This window comes from Amycolatopsis sp. NPDC041971 (genome assembly GCF_055588925.1).
This window is the reverse complement of the sequence record NZ_JBVJCE010000005.1, coordinates 164964-179710: the sequence shown is the minus strand read 5'-3', so window position 1 is coordinate 179710 and position 14747 is coordinate 164964. Positions and strand designations below refer to the sequence as shown.

Sequence of the window (14747 nt, the reverse complement as noted above, 5' to 3'; positions counted from 1 at the left end):
CTCCGTCAGCCGTAGACGATGCGGCGCAGTTGCCGCTCGGACAGATCGGGAGGCGCGACGAGACGGCGGCTCAGTTCGCCGGCGATACGGGGGAAGATCTCGGGGTTCTTCCCGCCCTCGGCCTGCAACCGGGCATGCCGCTCCCGGACGTACTGCTCGACCGGCTGCCGGTAGAACGCCAGGACGTCCTCGACGACACGGGCGGCGATGGCCGTCGACAGACCTGTCGACAAGGCCACCTGCTCGACGATGTCCGCGTCCTCCACGGAGCCCATCATGCACATCGAGGTCCCGAAGCGCCAGTTCTTGCCCGAAATCGGGCAAGAACTGGCGCTTCGCACGTGCCGCAGTTAGTCGACTAAATGCGTTTGGGTGTCGCGAGTGTGGTGGGCCGGGTGCGTCCCCGCAGGGTGACGTCCACCGTCGCCTTCCACTGTGCGGCCTCGTCCTCGGCCGCCGACTCGATCGCCGTCCACGAAGCGAGCAGCCGGGCCTCGACGTTCTTCGCCAGTTCGGTCAGCCGGGCGGCTTCGTTGACCGGGTCGCCGATCACCGTGTACTCGAACCGCCGCGGGTCGCCGACGTTCCCGGCGACCACCTCACCCGTCGCCACGCCGATTCCGGCCGGGCAGTCGGGCACCTCGGCCGCCAACCTGCGCGAGATGGCCCGGCCGGCGGACAACGCGAGAGTGGCGTGGTCGGCCAGCCGGACCGGTGCGCCGAAGATCGCCAGCGCGGCGTCACCGACGAACTTGTTGACCAGCCCGTGGTTGCGGTCGACCTCGTCGACCACCACCGCGAAGAACCGGTTGAGCAGGCCGACGACCTCCTCGGGCGGACGGCTCGCGGCCAGCGCGGTCGACCCGATCAGGTCGACGAACAACACCGACACCGTCCGCACCGTGCCACCGAGTTCGGCCGACGTGCGCATCGCCTCGATCGCGACGTCCTCGCCGACGTGCCTGCCGAACAGGTCGCGCAAACGTTCGCGTTCGGCCAGACCGGCGGCCATCCCGTTGAACCCCGCCTGCAGCAGACCGAGTTCGGTACCGTCGTAGACCGGGATCTCCACGGCGAAGTCGCCGGCCCGCACCCGGCCGAGCGCGTGCTGCACCGACCGGATCGGGTTCACCACGGCGCGGGCGGTGAACACGGTCACCAGCAGACCGAAGACCAGCACCACCAGGCCGAGCACGATGACCGAGACGGCGAGCTTCGTGGTCGACACGTCGCCGCGCGCCCACGCCAGCACCGCCGTGACCACCAGTCCGGCCACCGGCACGCCGGTGCCGAGGCACCAGAACAGCAGCATCCGAAGGTTGACCCCGCCGCTGAGCCGCCGTGACGGCGAGGTGCCCGTCAGCGCCAAGGCGGCGTACGGCCGCAGGATGAACTCTCCCGCCAGGTAGGCGATCGCGCAGACCACCACGCCCGCGAACGCGACGACGAGCAGTTCGGTGAGCACGACCCGCGGCTGCACCAGCGCGGCCAGCACGCCGAAGACCGCGGTCGCGACGCCCCACAGCACCGCCTGGACCAGCGTCAGGCGCAACGGGACACGAAGACTCGCCGCGCGCTCCTCGTCGGTCGGCGTCCGGCCGTCGGCCGCCCAGCGCAACGTCCGCAACGCGCCGCGGGTGCCCCACAACGCGCCCACGACCACGGCGGAGACCACGTAGACGGGGACCGCGATCGCGGTGACCCGGACGAGGTCGCCGGACATGCCGGGAGCGGGCATGAGCAGGGCCGCCAGCCCGACCACGACCAGCGCGCCGATGACGTTGGTCGCGATCAGCGTCCCGGTGAGCAGCCCCTGGACGCGGCGCCGCAACACGGCCGCGTCCTGATCGAGCGGACCGAGCAGCCAGGAGCCGAACGGCCCTTGCCCGCGGCCCCGAACAGTGGAGTCGTTGTCTGGTCGCACCCGTGTCCCGCCCGTTCACCCCGGTTTGAGTGAACGACTGTACACCGAAGCGGACGCGGTCGTCAGCGGGCGCCGTCCAATCACGCGTGTCCCGCCGCCAATCACGCGTGTTCCGCCGCCAATCACGCGTGTTCCGCCGCCAATCACGCGTGTCCCGGCCTAACCACTCACGGCCACCGCGCGGGAAAGCTCGGCGGTGCCATCGAAAAGCGCTCGCGAGCGGGCCGTGATCCCGGCGTCCCGGACGGAGAGCGCGGCCGCCACATCCTCCAGCCGCCGGGATCGCCGTAGCTCCGGCATCAGTGCCCGAAGGGGCTCGACGCGGTAACCGGCCAGCCGCAGTTGCTGCACGATTCGCGCGTCCCGCACCTGGGACGGCGTGTACCGCCGCGTCCCCCGCTCATCGCGGCCGGGCACGACGAGCCGTTCCGCGTCCCAGTGGCGCAGCGTCGAAGGACGCACGCCGAGCGCCGACGCGAGTTCGGAGACGCTCATCGAGTCCGAGCCGCGGACGTCTTCGAGCGGTTCGCGGGAGATCACCCGGACGGCTTCCCTGGCCTCCTTGAGGTCCGCGCGTTCGGCGTCGAGCCCGGCGTGGGCGGCGTCGAGGAGCGCGAGCACGTCGGGGAGCGGGTCCCGGTGCAGAGCGCGGACGATCTTCTTCGCCTCGACCGGCCCCACTCCGGCGGCGAGCGCGCGATAGGCGAGCGCGGACCGGAGATGGATCTCCTCGTAGCTCCGGTAGCCCGAGGCCGTCCGCGTCGCCGCCGGCAGTACGCCGTCACGTTCGAGATTGCGCACCTGCTGCACGGAGCAGCCCGCCCGGCGAGCGATCTCCGCCGTACGCATCGATTTGAGACTTGACACCTTCACCTCGTCGAAAGCGTGGCCGAACCCTCCATAAGCACTTTAATGTGACGCTTGAGTACATGAACATCGACGACATCATCGGCCTCGTAGCGGACCTCGACGGCGTCCTGACCCTCACGCCGGGGCCGGGCGACGAGTGGCCGGAGCTCAGCTGGGGCGACGCGTTCTTCTACTACTCCCCCGACGGTGTCGTCCCGGCGAACGTCCAGCCCTTCGCGACGGTCGTGACCAAGAACTACCCCGGCGACGAGACCTCGCGGCTGGACCGGCCGGGCGCGTTCCGCGTGAACATCCACGCGGGCAAGGAGGACTTCGCCCGCCTGCTCGGCCGCGCTCCCCGGGACGCGGCCGAAACCGACGTCGACCCAGCCGTCGAAGACACCGTGATCGCCCATCCCGTGTACGGGACCGCGGGCTGGCTGGCGGTGGTGAACCCGGCGGCGAAGAGCGAAGCGGCCATCCGCGAGCTGCTCGGCACGGCCTACCGGCTCGCCCGCGCGCGGTACGAACGACGCGCGGATTCTTCGCGCGGTTAGCGAACGAATATCGTGGGGTGGTGGGCCGAAACCTTCAAACCCGCGAGCGGCTCAGGCCGGTCGACCTGGCACGTGAGCACGGCCTGTCCACGCAGGCCGTCCGCAATTACGAGGCGGACGGCATCCTCCCCGCCGCCGAACGCGGTCCGCACGGCTATCGCGCCTATACGCCACGGCACGCCCAAGCCCTGCGCGCGTTCCTGGCCCTCGTGCCCGGGCACGGCCACGCGACGGCGGCGTCGATCATGGAGGCGGTCAACCGGGACGCCGTCGAAGAGGCGTTCCGGCTCATCGACGAGAGCCACGCGCAATTGCTCGAAGACCGCCGCACCCTTCAAGCCGTCGCGGACGCACTCCGCGATCTCGAACCCGTGCCGCAGGAGCGGGGCGAGATGTTCGTCGGTCCGCTGGCCCGGAAACTCGGCGTCCGGCCCGCCACGCTGCGCGAATGGGAGCGTGCGGGCCTTCTCCGGCCCGAACGCGACCCGCGGACCGGTTACCGCGTCTACAGCGCGGCCGACGTGCGCGACGCCAAGCTGACCCGTCAGCTCCGGCGGGGCGGCTACCTCCTGGAGCGGATAGCGCCGCTGCTCGACCAGGTCCGCTCGGCCGGCGGCGTCGTGCCGCTCGAGTCGACACTGAGCGACTGGCACTCGCGGCTCTCGGCGAGGGGCCGGGCCCTGCTCTCCGGGGCCGCCGCGCTGAACACCTACCTCGACTGCTGACACTTTTGGGACAATGACACTTCCGCGCAATTGAATTCGCGACGATTCACGCCTTGAGCCTACGAAAGTAGGACCGTGATCACGGAACCTACTTTCGGCGCTACGGCGAGGAAGACGGGCGCTCGTACTGTGCGTCACATCGAGATGAACCGCCCGGTCCCTGCCTTTTAAACCATATTCCGGCGGTTCGTCGTTCCCTCCTTATCGAAGGAAATTCGCATGCGAATTCGCGGACCCGTCATGCTCACCCTGCTGAGCGTCTGCGCCGGAATCGGCGCGTTCGCCGTCCCGGCGACCGCCGCGCCGGTCACCGCCTACGACCAGACGATGCTGGAGACCCTCGCCGCCCAACTGCGCGTGAGCCCGCTTCAGGCCGCGCAGAAACTGGACCACGAGAAAAACCTGATCGCCTCGCTCGAGAGCATCAGAACACGCGGTCTCCACACCGACGGCGCGTACTTCGACAACGCCGGCGCCCTCGTGGTGAACGCCGCCGACGCCGGATCCGCCGAGGCGCTCCGCTCCGCCGGGCTGACCCCGCGCACCGGCGCCCGCGGCGAGAACGCGCTGAACGCCCTGGCCGCCACCGTCGGCGAGGTGATCGGCAAGGACCTCGGCCAGGTGCAGGCCTGGGGTCCGGAACTCGCGGCCGACCAGGTCGTCGTCACCGTGCAGCCGGGTGCCGACAGCGCCCTCGTCCGGCGGCTCACGGCACTGCCCGGGGTGTCGGTCCAGACCGGTGTCGCCAACGGCAACACCACGCAGGCCGACGTCATCCCCGGCCAGATCATGGACCTCGTCCCCGGCACCAACTGTTCGCTCGGCTTCCCCGGCACCACCGGCAGCGGCAACAACGTGCTGCTCACCGCCGGGCACTGCGTCGAAGGCAACCCGGACATCCTGAACCGCAACGGCGTCCACATCGGACGGGGTGTCGCCACCCAGTTCCCGTCGGCCGACATGGGCCTGATGGACATCGACGCCGAGGACACCGGCCGCGGCTACGTGGACACCCGCATGGGCACCACGGTGCGGGTCACCGGCAGCTCGAAGGCGCCGGTCGGCACCACGCTGTGCAAGGCGGGCAACACCACCGGCTGGACCTGCGGCAAGATCACCGCCTACAACCAGACCGTTCGCTACAGCGGCGAAAGCGTCGCCACCTCCGGGCTGGCGAAGTCGACCGTCTGCACCGAGGGCGGTGACAGCGGCGGCGCCTACATCGCGGGCAACACCGCTCAGGGCATGACCTCCGGCGGCCCCGCCGACGGGCACGACTGCGGCTACAACCAGGGCTCCAACGCCACCGGTTCGTACTCCTACTACCAGCCGGTCGTGGACGCGGCGAACAAGTACGGGGTCACGCTGACCCGTTCCTGACGAAGAACGCCCGATGGCGGGGAGCGCCTGCTCCCCGCCATCGGGCTTTGTCACGCGTTCAGGATCTGCTCCCGCAGGATGTCCGCGTGGCCGCCGTGCTGGGCAAGCTCGCGCAGCATGTGCAGGTACACCCAGCGCAGCGGCAGCGGACCACGCCGGTTGCCGTGGAGCAGGTCGTCCAGCTCGAGGCCGGACGACGCCTTGCGCGACGCCTCACAGGCTTCGCGATAGGCCTGCCGCACGGTGGCGATCGTGTCCTCCTCGTCGAGGATGAACGATTCGTCAGGGGTGGCCGGGATGCCGATCTCGGCACGCGGGCGGCAGGTGACGGCTTCGTCGAACCACACCTTCTCCACGAAGGTCGCGTGCTTCACCAGACCGAGCAGGGTCGTACGGGAGGGAACGAGAGACCGGCGCGCCTGCTCCTCGGTCAGCCCCTCCAGGCAGTCGTCGAGCACCTGGCGATGCTCGTCGAGGAACACCTCGAACTGTTCGCGGAAGGGATGATTGAGGACGTCCAACGAGGGCATCGGAGAAGAGGACACGGGCGAAGCATCTCAAAAGCCTTCGATCACGGGCAACCGAGATGCGCTACTTCAGGAACTTGACCAGTTCGGCGCTCACGAACTCCGGATTCTCCTCGGCGAGCCAATGCCCCGCCCGCGGCACGTCGACCGCGCGGGCCAGGTTGGCGACACGGGGCGCCAGGGTGGGCGTGGTGATGGGTTTCGCGCCGACGTTCGCGGTCGCGTCCTGGCCGAGTGCGCGGTAGAACTCGAAGCCGTCGTGCAGAACCTCCGGCCGGGTGTAGGTGCGGGCGTACTCGTCGATCTCGGCGTCATCGAGGGGTGACGGCGCCCCAGGACCACCGAACGCGGTCCCCGAGTAGGCGACCTGGGGGTAGAACAGGGACAGGTACTCGCGGCCGTCGTCGCCGACGACGGCTTCGGGAACCGTCTTCCGCGAGTGGAAGGCGATGTGCCAGCTCAGGTTCCGGTAGGCCGTCGCGTCGAGCGCGGGACCCGGCAACGGCAGGTCGAGATAGGCGAGCTTGGTCAGGTCGCCGGGGAACTGCGCGGCGTACGGCGGCCGAGGGCGAACCGCAGGCGGCCGACAGGACGAGGGCCACGACTAACGCGGCTGCTCGGTGAAGCATGGAAGTCTCCGTTTCAGCGCCCGGTGGCGCCGTCGATCAGTTCGCGCAGGATGTCGGCGTGCCCGGCGTGCCGTGCGGTTTCCTCGATCAGATGGGTCAGCGTCCAGCGCCGCGATCCCCGGCGGGGCCCCGTCGCGGCGAGGTCGTCCCAAGACGCGATTTCGGCGTTCGCCTCGGCGATGGTTTCCCGATAGGCGGCGAGAATCGACGCCGTCATGTCCTCCGGCCCCGGCTGGAACGTCGACTTCCAGTCGGTGACGCGATGGCCGAGCAGCCAATGCCGTTCCACTTGGGTCAGGTGCTTGACCAGGCCCAGCAGGTTCGTCCCCGACGGCACGCCGGGAGCACGGGCCTGCACTTCCGGTATCCCTTCCGCCTTGGCCATGACGGCGGTGCGGAGATAGCCGAGGAACCCGGCGAGTACGTCTTTTTCGCCAGAACCGGTCGAAGGGGGCCCGGCGTCGCGTTCGCGGCTCATCGCCCGGCCCGCCGGAGGACCAGGACGTGGTCGACGACGGTCGCGGTCCGGCCCGCCGGACCGGTGGCCACGCGTTCCGCCGCCTCCGCGCGGTCGATCGACCACTTCGCCTGGTCGAGATCCAGTTCGGCCGCCACGGCACCGGGAGTGGGGTACTCGGCGTCCTGGTCCCACGACCACGGCGCGGCGGAGCCGTGATCGACGACGACCAGCCGCCCGCCGGGATTCACCGCCCCCGCGGCGGTGCGCAGCACCCGGGCACGATCCAGCTCGAAAGGGGTGTGGAAGTACTGCGCGGACACCAGATCGAAGGTGCCCTCGGGGAAGTCTTCGGCGAGATCGACGCGGAGTGCCGTGATCGGTTCACCGCGTTCCCGGAGCGCGCGCACGGCCGCCCCGGAGATGTCGACCGCGGTCACCCGCCAGCCTCGGGTGGCCAGCCACAACGCGTCGCCCCCGCCTCCGCAGCCCAGGTCGAGCACGGTTCCCGGCGGCAGCCGCCCGGCGATCTCCGCCAGTCTCGCGTTCACCTTCGGCGTTCCGGCGGCACGCCGTTCGTAGAATTCGTCCCAGAAGTCCGTCGCGTTCATGACCACCACCTTCGCCTCGGAGCATCCGAATTGGCACGAAAACTTGCCGACCTGGCAAGATCGACGGCATGGCGGACGAGACGGACGAGGTACTGGACTCGGTGGGCCCCCGGTTGCGCGCCCTGCGCAAACACCGAGGCCTGACCCTGGCCGGATTGTCGGCGGCGACGGAGATCTCGGAGAGCACCTTGTCGCGCCTGGAAAGCGGCGGACGGCGGCCGACCCTGGAACTGCTGCTCCCGCTGGCCCGCGTGCACGGCGTGCCGCTCGACGACCTCGTCGGCGCTCCCCGGACCGGCGACCCGCGGATCCATTTGCGGCCGATCCACCGCCACGGCATGACGTTCCTGCCGCTCACCCGGCGGGCCGGCGGCGTGCAGGCGTTCAAAATGCTCATTCCCAGCCGCGACGAACCGGCGGAACCCAGCCCGAAAACGCACGGCGGCTACGAATGGGTGTATGTCCTCAATGGACGGTTGCGGCTGGTGGTCGGCGACCGCGACCTCGTGCTGCCGCCCGGTGAGGCCGCCGAGTTCGACACCGCGCTGCCGCATTGGCTCGGCTCGGCCGACGGGCACGCCGTCGAAACCCTCGTCCTGTTCGGACCGCAGGGCGAGCGCGCCCACGTCCGGCCGAGCTGACTCGCAGGACAGCGTTTACAGCCAATCGTGCTCGCGGGCGTACCTGGCCGCCTCGTGCCTGGTCTGCGTCTGGGTCTTCTGCATGGCGTTCGAGAGATAGTTCCGCACCGTGCCCTGCGCGAGGTGGAGCCGGACCGCGATCTCGGCGACGGAATAGCCATCGCCGGTCACCCGCAGCACCTCCAGTTCCCGCTCGGTGAGCGGGCAGTCGTCGACGACGGCGAGTGCGGAGACGTCCGGGTCGATCCAGCGTTTGCCCTCATGCAGAGCGGCGATGACGAAGGTGATGTGCGAGGGTTCGGCCGCCTTGCTGACGAAGCCCTGCACCCCGAGTTTGAGAGCTTTGCGGAGCACGCCGGGTTTCGCGTGCCGGGTCAGCATGAGGATGACCTGGTTCGGCCGGGTGCGGCGGATCTCCGCGACCGCGCCAAGGCCGTCCACGCCGGGCATTTCGAGGTCGATCACGAGGACGTCGGGCTCGTGCCGCAGGGTGGCCTCGACGGCTTCCTCGCCGTTCTCCGCTTCGGCCAGGACGGTGATCTCGCCTTCGAGCGGGAGCAACGCGGCCATCGCCTTGCGCAGCAGGGCTTCGTCGTCGGCGAGCACCACCGTGGTCATGATTCCTCCCGGGCCGGGAAGGACGCGGCCGTCACGAACTGCCCGTCTTCCTGCCCCACTCTCAGTTCGCCACCGTCCGCGGCGACGCGTTGCCGGAGCGCGGCCAGCCCCCGGAGTTCGGGCAGCGGCCCTCGCTGGGCGCCGTCGTTGACGATATCGATGCTCCATTCCGACAGGGTGATCCGCACGCGGGTCGCCTGCGCGTGGCGGAGGATGTTGGTCGTGGTCTCACGCAGTACCTGGCCGAGCAGCCTTCCCGCCTCCGGATCGACGTCGCCCTCTCGGTTGACGCGCACGCGGATCCCCGCGGCCTCGAAAAGGTTCCTCGCGTTCTCCAGTTCGGCGGAAAGGTTGAGCCGGCGCTGGGCATAGGCGAGTTCCTTCGTCTGGGTGATCGTGTCGGCCACGAGCGTGTGGATCTCCCCCAGTTCCTGTTTGGCTCGTTCGGCGTCGATGTCCACCAGCTTCCTGGCGAGCGCGGTCTTCAGCTTCACCACGTGCAGCGTGTGCCCCTGGATGTCGTGCAGATCACCGGCGAACCGGACACGCTCGCGGATCACCGCCAACTCCGCTTCCCGCTCGCGCGACTCCTCGAGTTCCTTGACGACGTCGTAGAACCGCTTGTTGGGGAACATGAGCCCGAGCACCACGGCGGTGATCGCGGCCGGGACGAAGACGAAGCTGATCAGCTCGCCGGAGACGTCCTCGTGGGAGACCAGTAGCCGCGTGGCGCCCACCGCCGCGATGTACGCGATGAGCGCGACAGCCGCCGCGACCCGGTGACGGGGCAATTGGGGAACGACCAGGGAGCCCACGAAGAAGACGCCGAAGAACGACGAGCTCCCGCCGACCACCAGCACCGAGAACGGCCACACGGCCGCCGTGAGGACCAGGCACGGGATCGCGACCCGCAAGACCTCCCTCGCCGCCCACCGCACGAAGGCGACCATGGCCGCCACCACGCCCACGCCCAGGACGATCGCCTGCCACCAGGTCCGCGCGTCCGACGCCACCACGATCATCCCGCCGACGGCGAGCAGCGGGAAGAACATGGTGAGGTTGAGCCTCCGCAGCTTTCCCTGCGCCGGCTCGGTGTCCACAGCAGACATGGGCCCAGTATCGGCCCTCCGCGACGGCGGGCACCAGTGACACCACGTCATGGGTCGGTCGTGACGTGACGGCACTGCCCTGGCCGGGCCCCGGCGGGTGAGATCTCGGGTATGACTTCGACACCAGTGATCGACGTTGAGCGGCTGAATCTGAAATACGGCGACTTCCACGCCGTGAAGGACCTGTCCTTCCAGGTCCGGCGTGGCGAATTCTATGCCCTGCTCGGCACGAACGGGGCCGGGAAGACCTCGACCCTCGAAACCCTGGAAGGACACCGGATCCCGACCTCCGGCACGGTTCGGGTGCTGGGCAAGAGCCCGCGTGACCGCGCCGCCGTGCGCCCCGAGATGGGGATCATGCTGCAGGAGAGCGGATTCTCGCCGGATCTGACGGTCAAGGAGTCGATCCGCCTGATCGGGACGCTCACCCGGCGCACGGACCGGCTCGAACGCGTACTCGGCATCGTGGACCTGACCCGCAAGGCCGGCACGAAGGTGTCACAGCTTTCCGGTGGTGAGAAGCGGCGGCTCGACTTCGCGACCGCGGTGTACGGCTCACCGCGGCTGGTGTTCCTGGACGAGCCGACGACCGGTCTGGACATCCAGTCGCGGGACGCGCTGTGGGACGCCGTCGACAAACTCCGCGAGGACGGTTCGACGATCGTGCTCACCACGCATTACCTGGAGGAGGCGCAGCAGCGCGCCGACCGCATCGGGTTGATGCACCGTGGGACCTTCCACCAGGAGGGCACGGTCTCCGAACTGACGCGGACGCTGCCTGCCGTGATCCGGTTCTCACTGCCGCCCTCGGCTCCGGCGCTGCCTTTGCAAGGCAGGCGCGAACATGACGGGAAGTTCGTCATCGAGACCTTCGGGTTGCAGAAGGACCTGCACGTCCTGTTGCGGTGGGCACAGGACCACGCGATCGAGTTGCAGGACCTCGAAGCCGGACCTACCCGGCTCGACGACGTGTTCCGCGCCATCGACAACGACTAGCCGATCCCTCCACAAAGGACTCAATCATGTTTTCGATAGCCCGGGGCGAGCTGATCCAGATCTTCCGGAACCGCTCGGTCCTGATCACCAGCTTCGTGATGCCCGTCGCCGTCTCCGCGTTCTTCATCTACCAGCACGAAACGTTCGCCAAGATCGGCAGTCTCGGTTACATCGCGGCGATCGTGATGTTCACCGTCTGCGCGTTCGGTCTGTACGCCAGCTCGGTGACCACGCTGGCCTCGCGACGGCAGAACCTGTTCCTCAAGCGGTTGCGCTCCACCGCGGCCGGTGACGGCTCCATCCTGGTCGGGCTGGTACTGCCGGTCACCGTCATCGCGCTCGTCCAGGTGACCGTGATCATGACCGTGCTGGGCATGGTCACCGGACGGCCCGCGAACATCGGCCTGCTGGTGGTGGCGGTGCTCGCCGCCGTCGCCATGATGATCGGCCTCGGCCTCGCCACCGCGGGCCTGACCAACTCCCCCGAACACGCCCAGGTCACCACCCTGCCGGTCAGCCTCGGCGTCCTCGCCGTGGCGAGCTGGGTCGGCATCTCCGGCACCGACGAGCTGCCCCTGCTCAAGCGGCTGCTGCCCGGTGGCTCGGCCACCGAACTCGCCGTCAACGCCTGGAACGGTGGCGTCGCGGTCGCCGATTCGCTGCTCCTGCTCGCCCCGACGCTGGCCTGGGTCGTCGTCGCCGCCGTCCTGGCTTCCAGGCTCTTCCGCTGGGAACCGCGCCGATGACCATCCGAAGTGGAGGAACACTCATGCGCAAAGCCCTTCTCCCCGTTCTCGCGGTCGCCTTGGTGACCGCCGCGACCCCCGCCGTCGCGTCCACCGCTCCCCCGCCGAAATGGGGGCCGTGCCCGGAAGAGGCGTCGGGCCTCGGACTGGAGTGCGGCACCATCGATGTGCCGCTGGACTACCGCGACCCCGGCGGGAAGACCATCGAGATCGCGATCTCGCGCCTCGCGAGCACCAAGCCGGAAAAGCGCCGCGGCGTGCTGCTGACCAACACCGGCGGCCCCGGCGGCGAAGGGCTGGCCTTTCCGTCCATCCTCAAGAAGCTGAACATCCCGCAGGAGGTGCTGGACACCTACGACGTGATCGGGATGGACCCGCGAGGCGTCCACAACAGCACGCCGGTGACCTGCGGACTGTCGCTCGCGGAGCATCCGACCAACATCCCGAGGTACGCCCGCGACTCCGCCGACGTCACGACCGAGGCCCAGCGGGTCGCCGCCGTCGCCGCGAAATGCGGTTCTTCGGCCACCGCGCCGCTCCTGCCGTACATGACCACCGCCAACACCGCGCGGGACATGGACCGGGTCCGTGAAGCGCTCGGCGAGCGGAAGGTGAACTACTTCGGCATCTCGTACGGCACCTACCTCGGTTCGGTGTACACCTCGCTGTTCCCCGGGCGCAGCGACCGGTTCCTGATCGACAGCGCGACCGGCCCCGGCGGCTGGGACGCCTCCTTCTCCCGATTGTTCGGGCGGGGTGTCGAAGACCGATTCCCCGACTTCGCGAAGTTCGCCGCCTCGAAGCCCGAATTCGGTCTGGGCCGGACGCCTGCGCAGGTGACGGCGAAGTACTTCGAGCTCGCCGCGCGGCTGGACAAGACGCCGAGCCCGGACGGCTACAACGGCCAGGTGTTCCGTCACGTCACCTTCGCCGATCTCTACTACGACAAGAGCTTGCCGCATCTGGCCGAGACCTGGCGCGCGCTCGACACCGGGAAACCCGTGCCGCCGGCCGCGGCCGGGCAGTCGTCCACCGGCGCGGCCTACCCGGCGGACAACTACATCGCGAGCCAGCTGCACGTGATCTGCAACGACTCCGACTGGCCGGAGGACGTCGGGACGTACCGGCGCAACGTCGCGACCGACCGGTTCCGGCACCCGAAGTTCGGCGCGGCGGCGGCGGACATCACACCATGCGCGTTCTGGCCGTCAGAGCCGATCGAACCGCCGGTGAAGATCACCGACCGCGGCCCGTCGAACGTGCTGATCGTGCAGAACCTCCGCGACCCGGCCACGCCGCTGGCGGGAGCGCGGAAACTGCGTGCGGCCTTCGGCGACCGCGCCAGGATGGTCACCGTCGACCAGGGTGGGCATCTGGCGTACCTGTTCAAGGACAACAAGTGCGCCAACGACCTCGCGACGGACTTCCTGGTCACCGGCGCGCGGCCGCGGCACGATCTCGCCTGTGGGAGTCAGGGACAGGTGCGGTCCGAGGGAAGCCCGCCGCCGAGCAGGTAGTCCCGCACCGCCGCGTCGACGCACGCGTCGCCCTTCAGGAACACCGAGTGTCGGTAGGCGCCTTCCAGCGTTACCAGGCGCGATCCGGCGAGCGCCCCGCGCATGGCGAGTTGCCCCGCGTAGGGCGTCGCCGGGTCACCTGTCGAGCCGAGGAGCAAGGCCGGTGAGCTGTTGTGGATCCGGGTGGCCGGTTCGGCGGGGGCCACGGGCCAGAACGCGCAGGGCGTGATGTTGCGGGCCAGCGGACCGAACAACGGCTCGGCTGACCGATGCGCCTGGATGTCCCGGTAGTACGTCGCGGGGTTGCGGGAAGCCGCGCGATCCGCGCAGACGACCGGCGTCCCGGCCCGGTCGGTGGCGGCGCCGGATCCGGTCGTCAGACCGTCCAGAAGCGCGTTCAACGACTCCGAAGGCGCGACGGGAAGCCCCGCCGCGGCATCGCGGAGTGTCCGCACGGTGGCGGCGAACTCGGCCTGGGACGCGGGACGGTCGTCGTAGAGGTTCGCGAAGAACAGATACGGCAGCAGATGACCGTCCACTGTGTACTTCCCGACGGTGAGCGGCCGCTGATCCGCCACTCGCGCGATGTCCCGCACGGTCTGCTCACCCAGACCTCGTCCCGCGGCGGACTTCGCCCAATTCTTCAGCGCTGCGTCGAGCGCCGGAGCGGTCGGACGGAGCAGGCCGGGCCCGAACACCTCAGGATCGACCGACGAGTCGAGCACGAACCGATCCGCCCGCGAACCGAACATCTGGAGATACACCGCGCCGAGATAGGTCCCATAGGAAGCGCCGATGTACGAGATCTTCCGCTCGCCGAGCGCGGCACGCACGACGTCCATGTCCCTGGCGGTGTTACGGGTGGAGGCCGCCCGCAGAAGCTCGTGATCGTTCCCCGCACATCCGCGCGCCAACTCCTTCGCGAAGGCCACACTCTCGCCGAACGACCTGACGTCCGGCCCTGCCGACCGCGCGAACGTATCGGTCTTCCAAGCGCACCGCAGCGGCGAACTGCGCCCGACGAACCGGGGATCCATGCCCACGAGGTCGTACTGCGCCGCGATCTCCGGCATCGACGACCCGGCAAGGACCAATTCCATCGCCGGACCACCCGGCCCGCCAGGATTGAGCAGCACCGCGCCGCGGCGGCGGGCGGGATCGGTGGCCTCGATCCGCGCCAGCGCGACCGTGATCACGCGGCCCCGCGGGCGCCGGTAGTCGACCGGCACGACGACGTCGCCACATCGCGCACCGGCCTTGTCCAGTTCGGCGCCCAGGCTGTCGCCGGGACCGATCGTGCAGCCGTGCCAGGTGATCGACGGTGTCAGCGCGGCGGCGGGTGTCGCCGTCGCCGTCGTCAGCGCGGCGGTCAGGACGAGGGCCGCCACGATAGCTGTTTTGCTGGGCAATCCGGGGCTCCTTGTTGTCGAGCGGTAATCGTGGGTTCAGGTTAGGAGCGGG

At 69.4% G+C, this 14747-nt stretch carries 16 protein-coding genes and 1 pseudogene; 7 read left to right on the top strand and 10 right to left on the bottom strand.

Translation table 11 applies throughout. The features are described from left to right. Positions 1 to 5: 5 nt before the first annotated feature. From ACZ6DT_RS13595 to ACZ6DT_RS13585, 3 genes are all read right to left on the bottom strand, one after another. Positions 6 to 278, bottom strand: coding sequence for an HU family DNA-binding protein (locus tag ACZ6DT_RS13595; protein ID WP_378342058.1), 273 nt, complete (start codon positions 276 to 278; stop codon positions 6 to 8). Between the two features lie 80 nt (positions 279 to 358). Continuing rightward, positions 359 to 1924 (bottom strand): adenylate/guanylate cyclase domain-containing protein, encoded by a 1566-nt coding sequence (locus tag ACZ6DT_RS13590; protein ID WP_465593470.1) that lies wholly within the window; start codon positions 1922 to 1924, stop codon positions 359 to 361. Positions 1925 to 2083: 159 nt separating this feature from the next. Further along, entirely contained in the window at positions 2084 to 2773 is a 690-nt protein-coding gene (locus ACZ6DT_RS13585) for a MerR family transcriptional regulator (protein ID WP_465593467.1), read from the bottom strand. Between the two features lie 80 nt (positions 2774 to 2853). Here ACZ6DT_RS13585 and ACZ6DT_RS13580 point away from each other — a divergent pair, with 80 nt between their 5' ends. The 3 genes from ACZ6DT_RS13580 to ACZ6DT_RS13570 all read left to right on the top strand — a co-directional run bounded on the left by ACZ6DT_RS13580 (position 2854) and on the right by ACZ6DT_RS13570 (position 5435). Beyond that, the gene (locus tag ACZ6DT_RS13580; RefSeq protein WP_465593464.1) at positions 2854 to 3330 is read left to right on the top strand and encodes a DUF6194 family protein; all 477 of its coding nucleotides are present in this window, start codon (positions 2854 to 2856) and stop codon (positions 3328 to 3330) included. Between the two features lie 20 nt (positions 3331 to 3350). Next, positions 3351 to 4055: a TioE family transcriptional regulator gene (locus tag ACZ6DT_RS13575; protein WP_465593461.1), complete on the top strand. Its 705-nt coding sequence runs from the start codon at positions 3351 to 3353 to the stop codon at positions 4053 to 4055. A 219-nt stretch (positions 4056 to 4274) separates the two neighbouring features. Continuing rightward, positions 4275 to 5435, top strand: coding sequence for a S1 family peptidase (locus ACZ6DT_RS13570; protein WP_465593458.1), 1161 nt, complete (start codon positions 4275 to 4277; stop codon positions 5433 to 5435). Positions 5436 to 5485: 50 nt separating this feature from the next. Here the strand turns inward: ACZ6DT_RS13570 and ACZ6DT_RS13565 are convergent, their stop codons facing one another. From ACZ6DT_RS13565 to ACZ6DT_RS13550, 4 genes and pseudogenes are all read right to left on the bottom strand, one after another. Next, positions 5486 to 5965, bottom strand: coding sequence for a DinB family protein (locus ACZ6DT_RS13565; protein WP_465593455.1), 480 nt, complete (start codon positions 5963 to 5965; stop codon positions 5486 to 5488). Positions 5966 to 6026: 61 nt separating this feature from the next. Beyond that, a pseudogene (locus ACZ6DT_RS13560) lies at positions 6027 to 6518 on the bottom strand (alpha/beta fold hydrolase); the annotation flags it as partial. Between the two features lie 86 nt (positions 6519 to 6604). Beyond that, a complete protein-coding gene (locus tag ACZ6DT_RS13555; RefSeq protein WP_465593452.1) occupies positions 6605 to 7069 on the bottom strand; it encodes a DinB family protein in 465 nt (154 codons plus the stop codon). Further along, a complete protein-coding gene (locus ACZ6DT_RS13550) occupies positions 7066 to 7659 on the bottom strand; it encodes a class I SAM-dependent methyltransferase (RefSeq protein ID WP_465593449.1) in 594 nt (197 codons plus the stop codon). The genes ACZ6DT_RS13555 and ACZ6DT_RS13550 overlap by 4 nt, the downstream gene beginning before the upstream one ends. Positions 7660 to 7727: 68 nt before the next feature. Between ACZ6DT_RS13550 and ACZ6DT_RS13545 the strand changes: the two genes are divergently transcribed. Then, positions 7728 to 8300 carry a helix-turn-helix domain-containing protein gene (locus ACZ6DT_RS13545; protein ID WP_465593446.1) on the top strand — a complete coding sequence of 191 codons (573 nt, stop codon included), beginning with the start codon at positions 7728 to 7730 and terminating at the stop codon, positions 8298 to 8300. A gap of 15 nt (positions 8301 to 8315) precedes the next feature. Here the strand turns inward: ACZ6DT_RS13545 and ACZ6DT_RS13540 are convergent, their stop codons facing one another. Together ACZ6DT_RS13540 and ACZ6DT_RS13535 are read right to left on the bottom strand one after the other, a co-directional pair. Beyond that, on the bottom strand, positions 8316 to 8918 hold the full coding sequence (locus ACZ6DT_RS13540) for a response regulator (protein ID WP_465593443.1): 603 nt from the start codon (positions 8916 to 8918) through the stop codon (positions 8316 to 8318). Beyond that, entirely contained in the window at positions 8915 to 10018 is a 1104-nt protein-coding gene (locus tag ACZ6DT_RS13535; RefSeq protein WP_465593980.1) for a sensor histidine kinase, read from the bottom strand. Before ACZ6DT_RS13535 ends, ACZ6DT_RS13540 begins: the two co-directional genes overlap by 4 nt. Positions 10019 to 10138: 120 nt before the next feature. Between ACZ6DT_RS13535 and ACZ6DT_RS13530 the strand changes: the two genes are divergently transcribed. From ACZ6DT_RS13530 to ACZ6DT_RS13520, 3 genes are read left to right on the top strand one after another with little or no spacing between them, the layout of a single operon-like run. Continuing rightward, positions 10139 to 11023 carry an ABC transporter ATP-binding protein gene (locus ACZ6DT_RS13530; protein WP_465593440.1) on the top strand — a complete coding sequence of 295 codons (885 nt, stop codon included), beginning with the start codon at positions 10139 to 10141 and terminating at the stop codon, positions 11021 to 11023. Between the two features lie 26 nt (positions 11024 to 11049). Beyond that, a complete protein-coding gene (locus tag ACZ6DT_RS13525; protein WP_465593437.1) occupies positions 11050 to 11769 on the top strand; it encodes an ABC transporter permease in 720 nt (239 codons plus the stop codon). A 23-nt stretch (positions 11770 to 11792) separates the two neighbouring features. Then, a complete protein-coding gene (locus ACZ6DT_RS13520; RefSeq protein ID WP_465593434.1) occupies positions 11793 to 13286 on the top strand; it encodes an alpha/beta hydrolase in 1494 nt (497 codons plus the stop codon). On the opposite strand, the gene ACZ6DT_RS13515 is transcribed toward ACZ6DT_RS13520, so the two are convergent. Next, complete coding sequence (locus tag ACZ6DT_RS13515; protein WP_465593431.1) at positions 13241 to 14695, bottom strand: alpha/beta hydrolase; 1455 nt, start codon at positions 14693 to 14695, stop codon at positions 13241 to 13243. The genes ACZ6DT_RS13520 and ACZ6DT_RS13515 overlap by 46 nt on opposite strands. Positions 14696 to 14747: the final 52 nt, after the last annotated feature.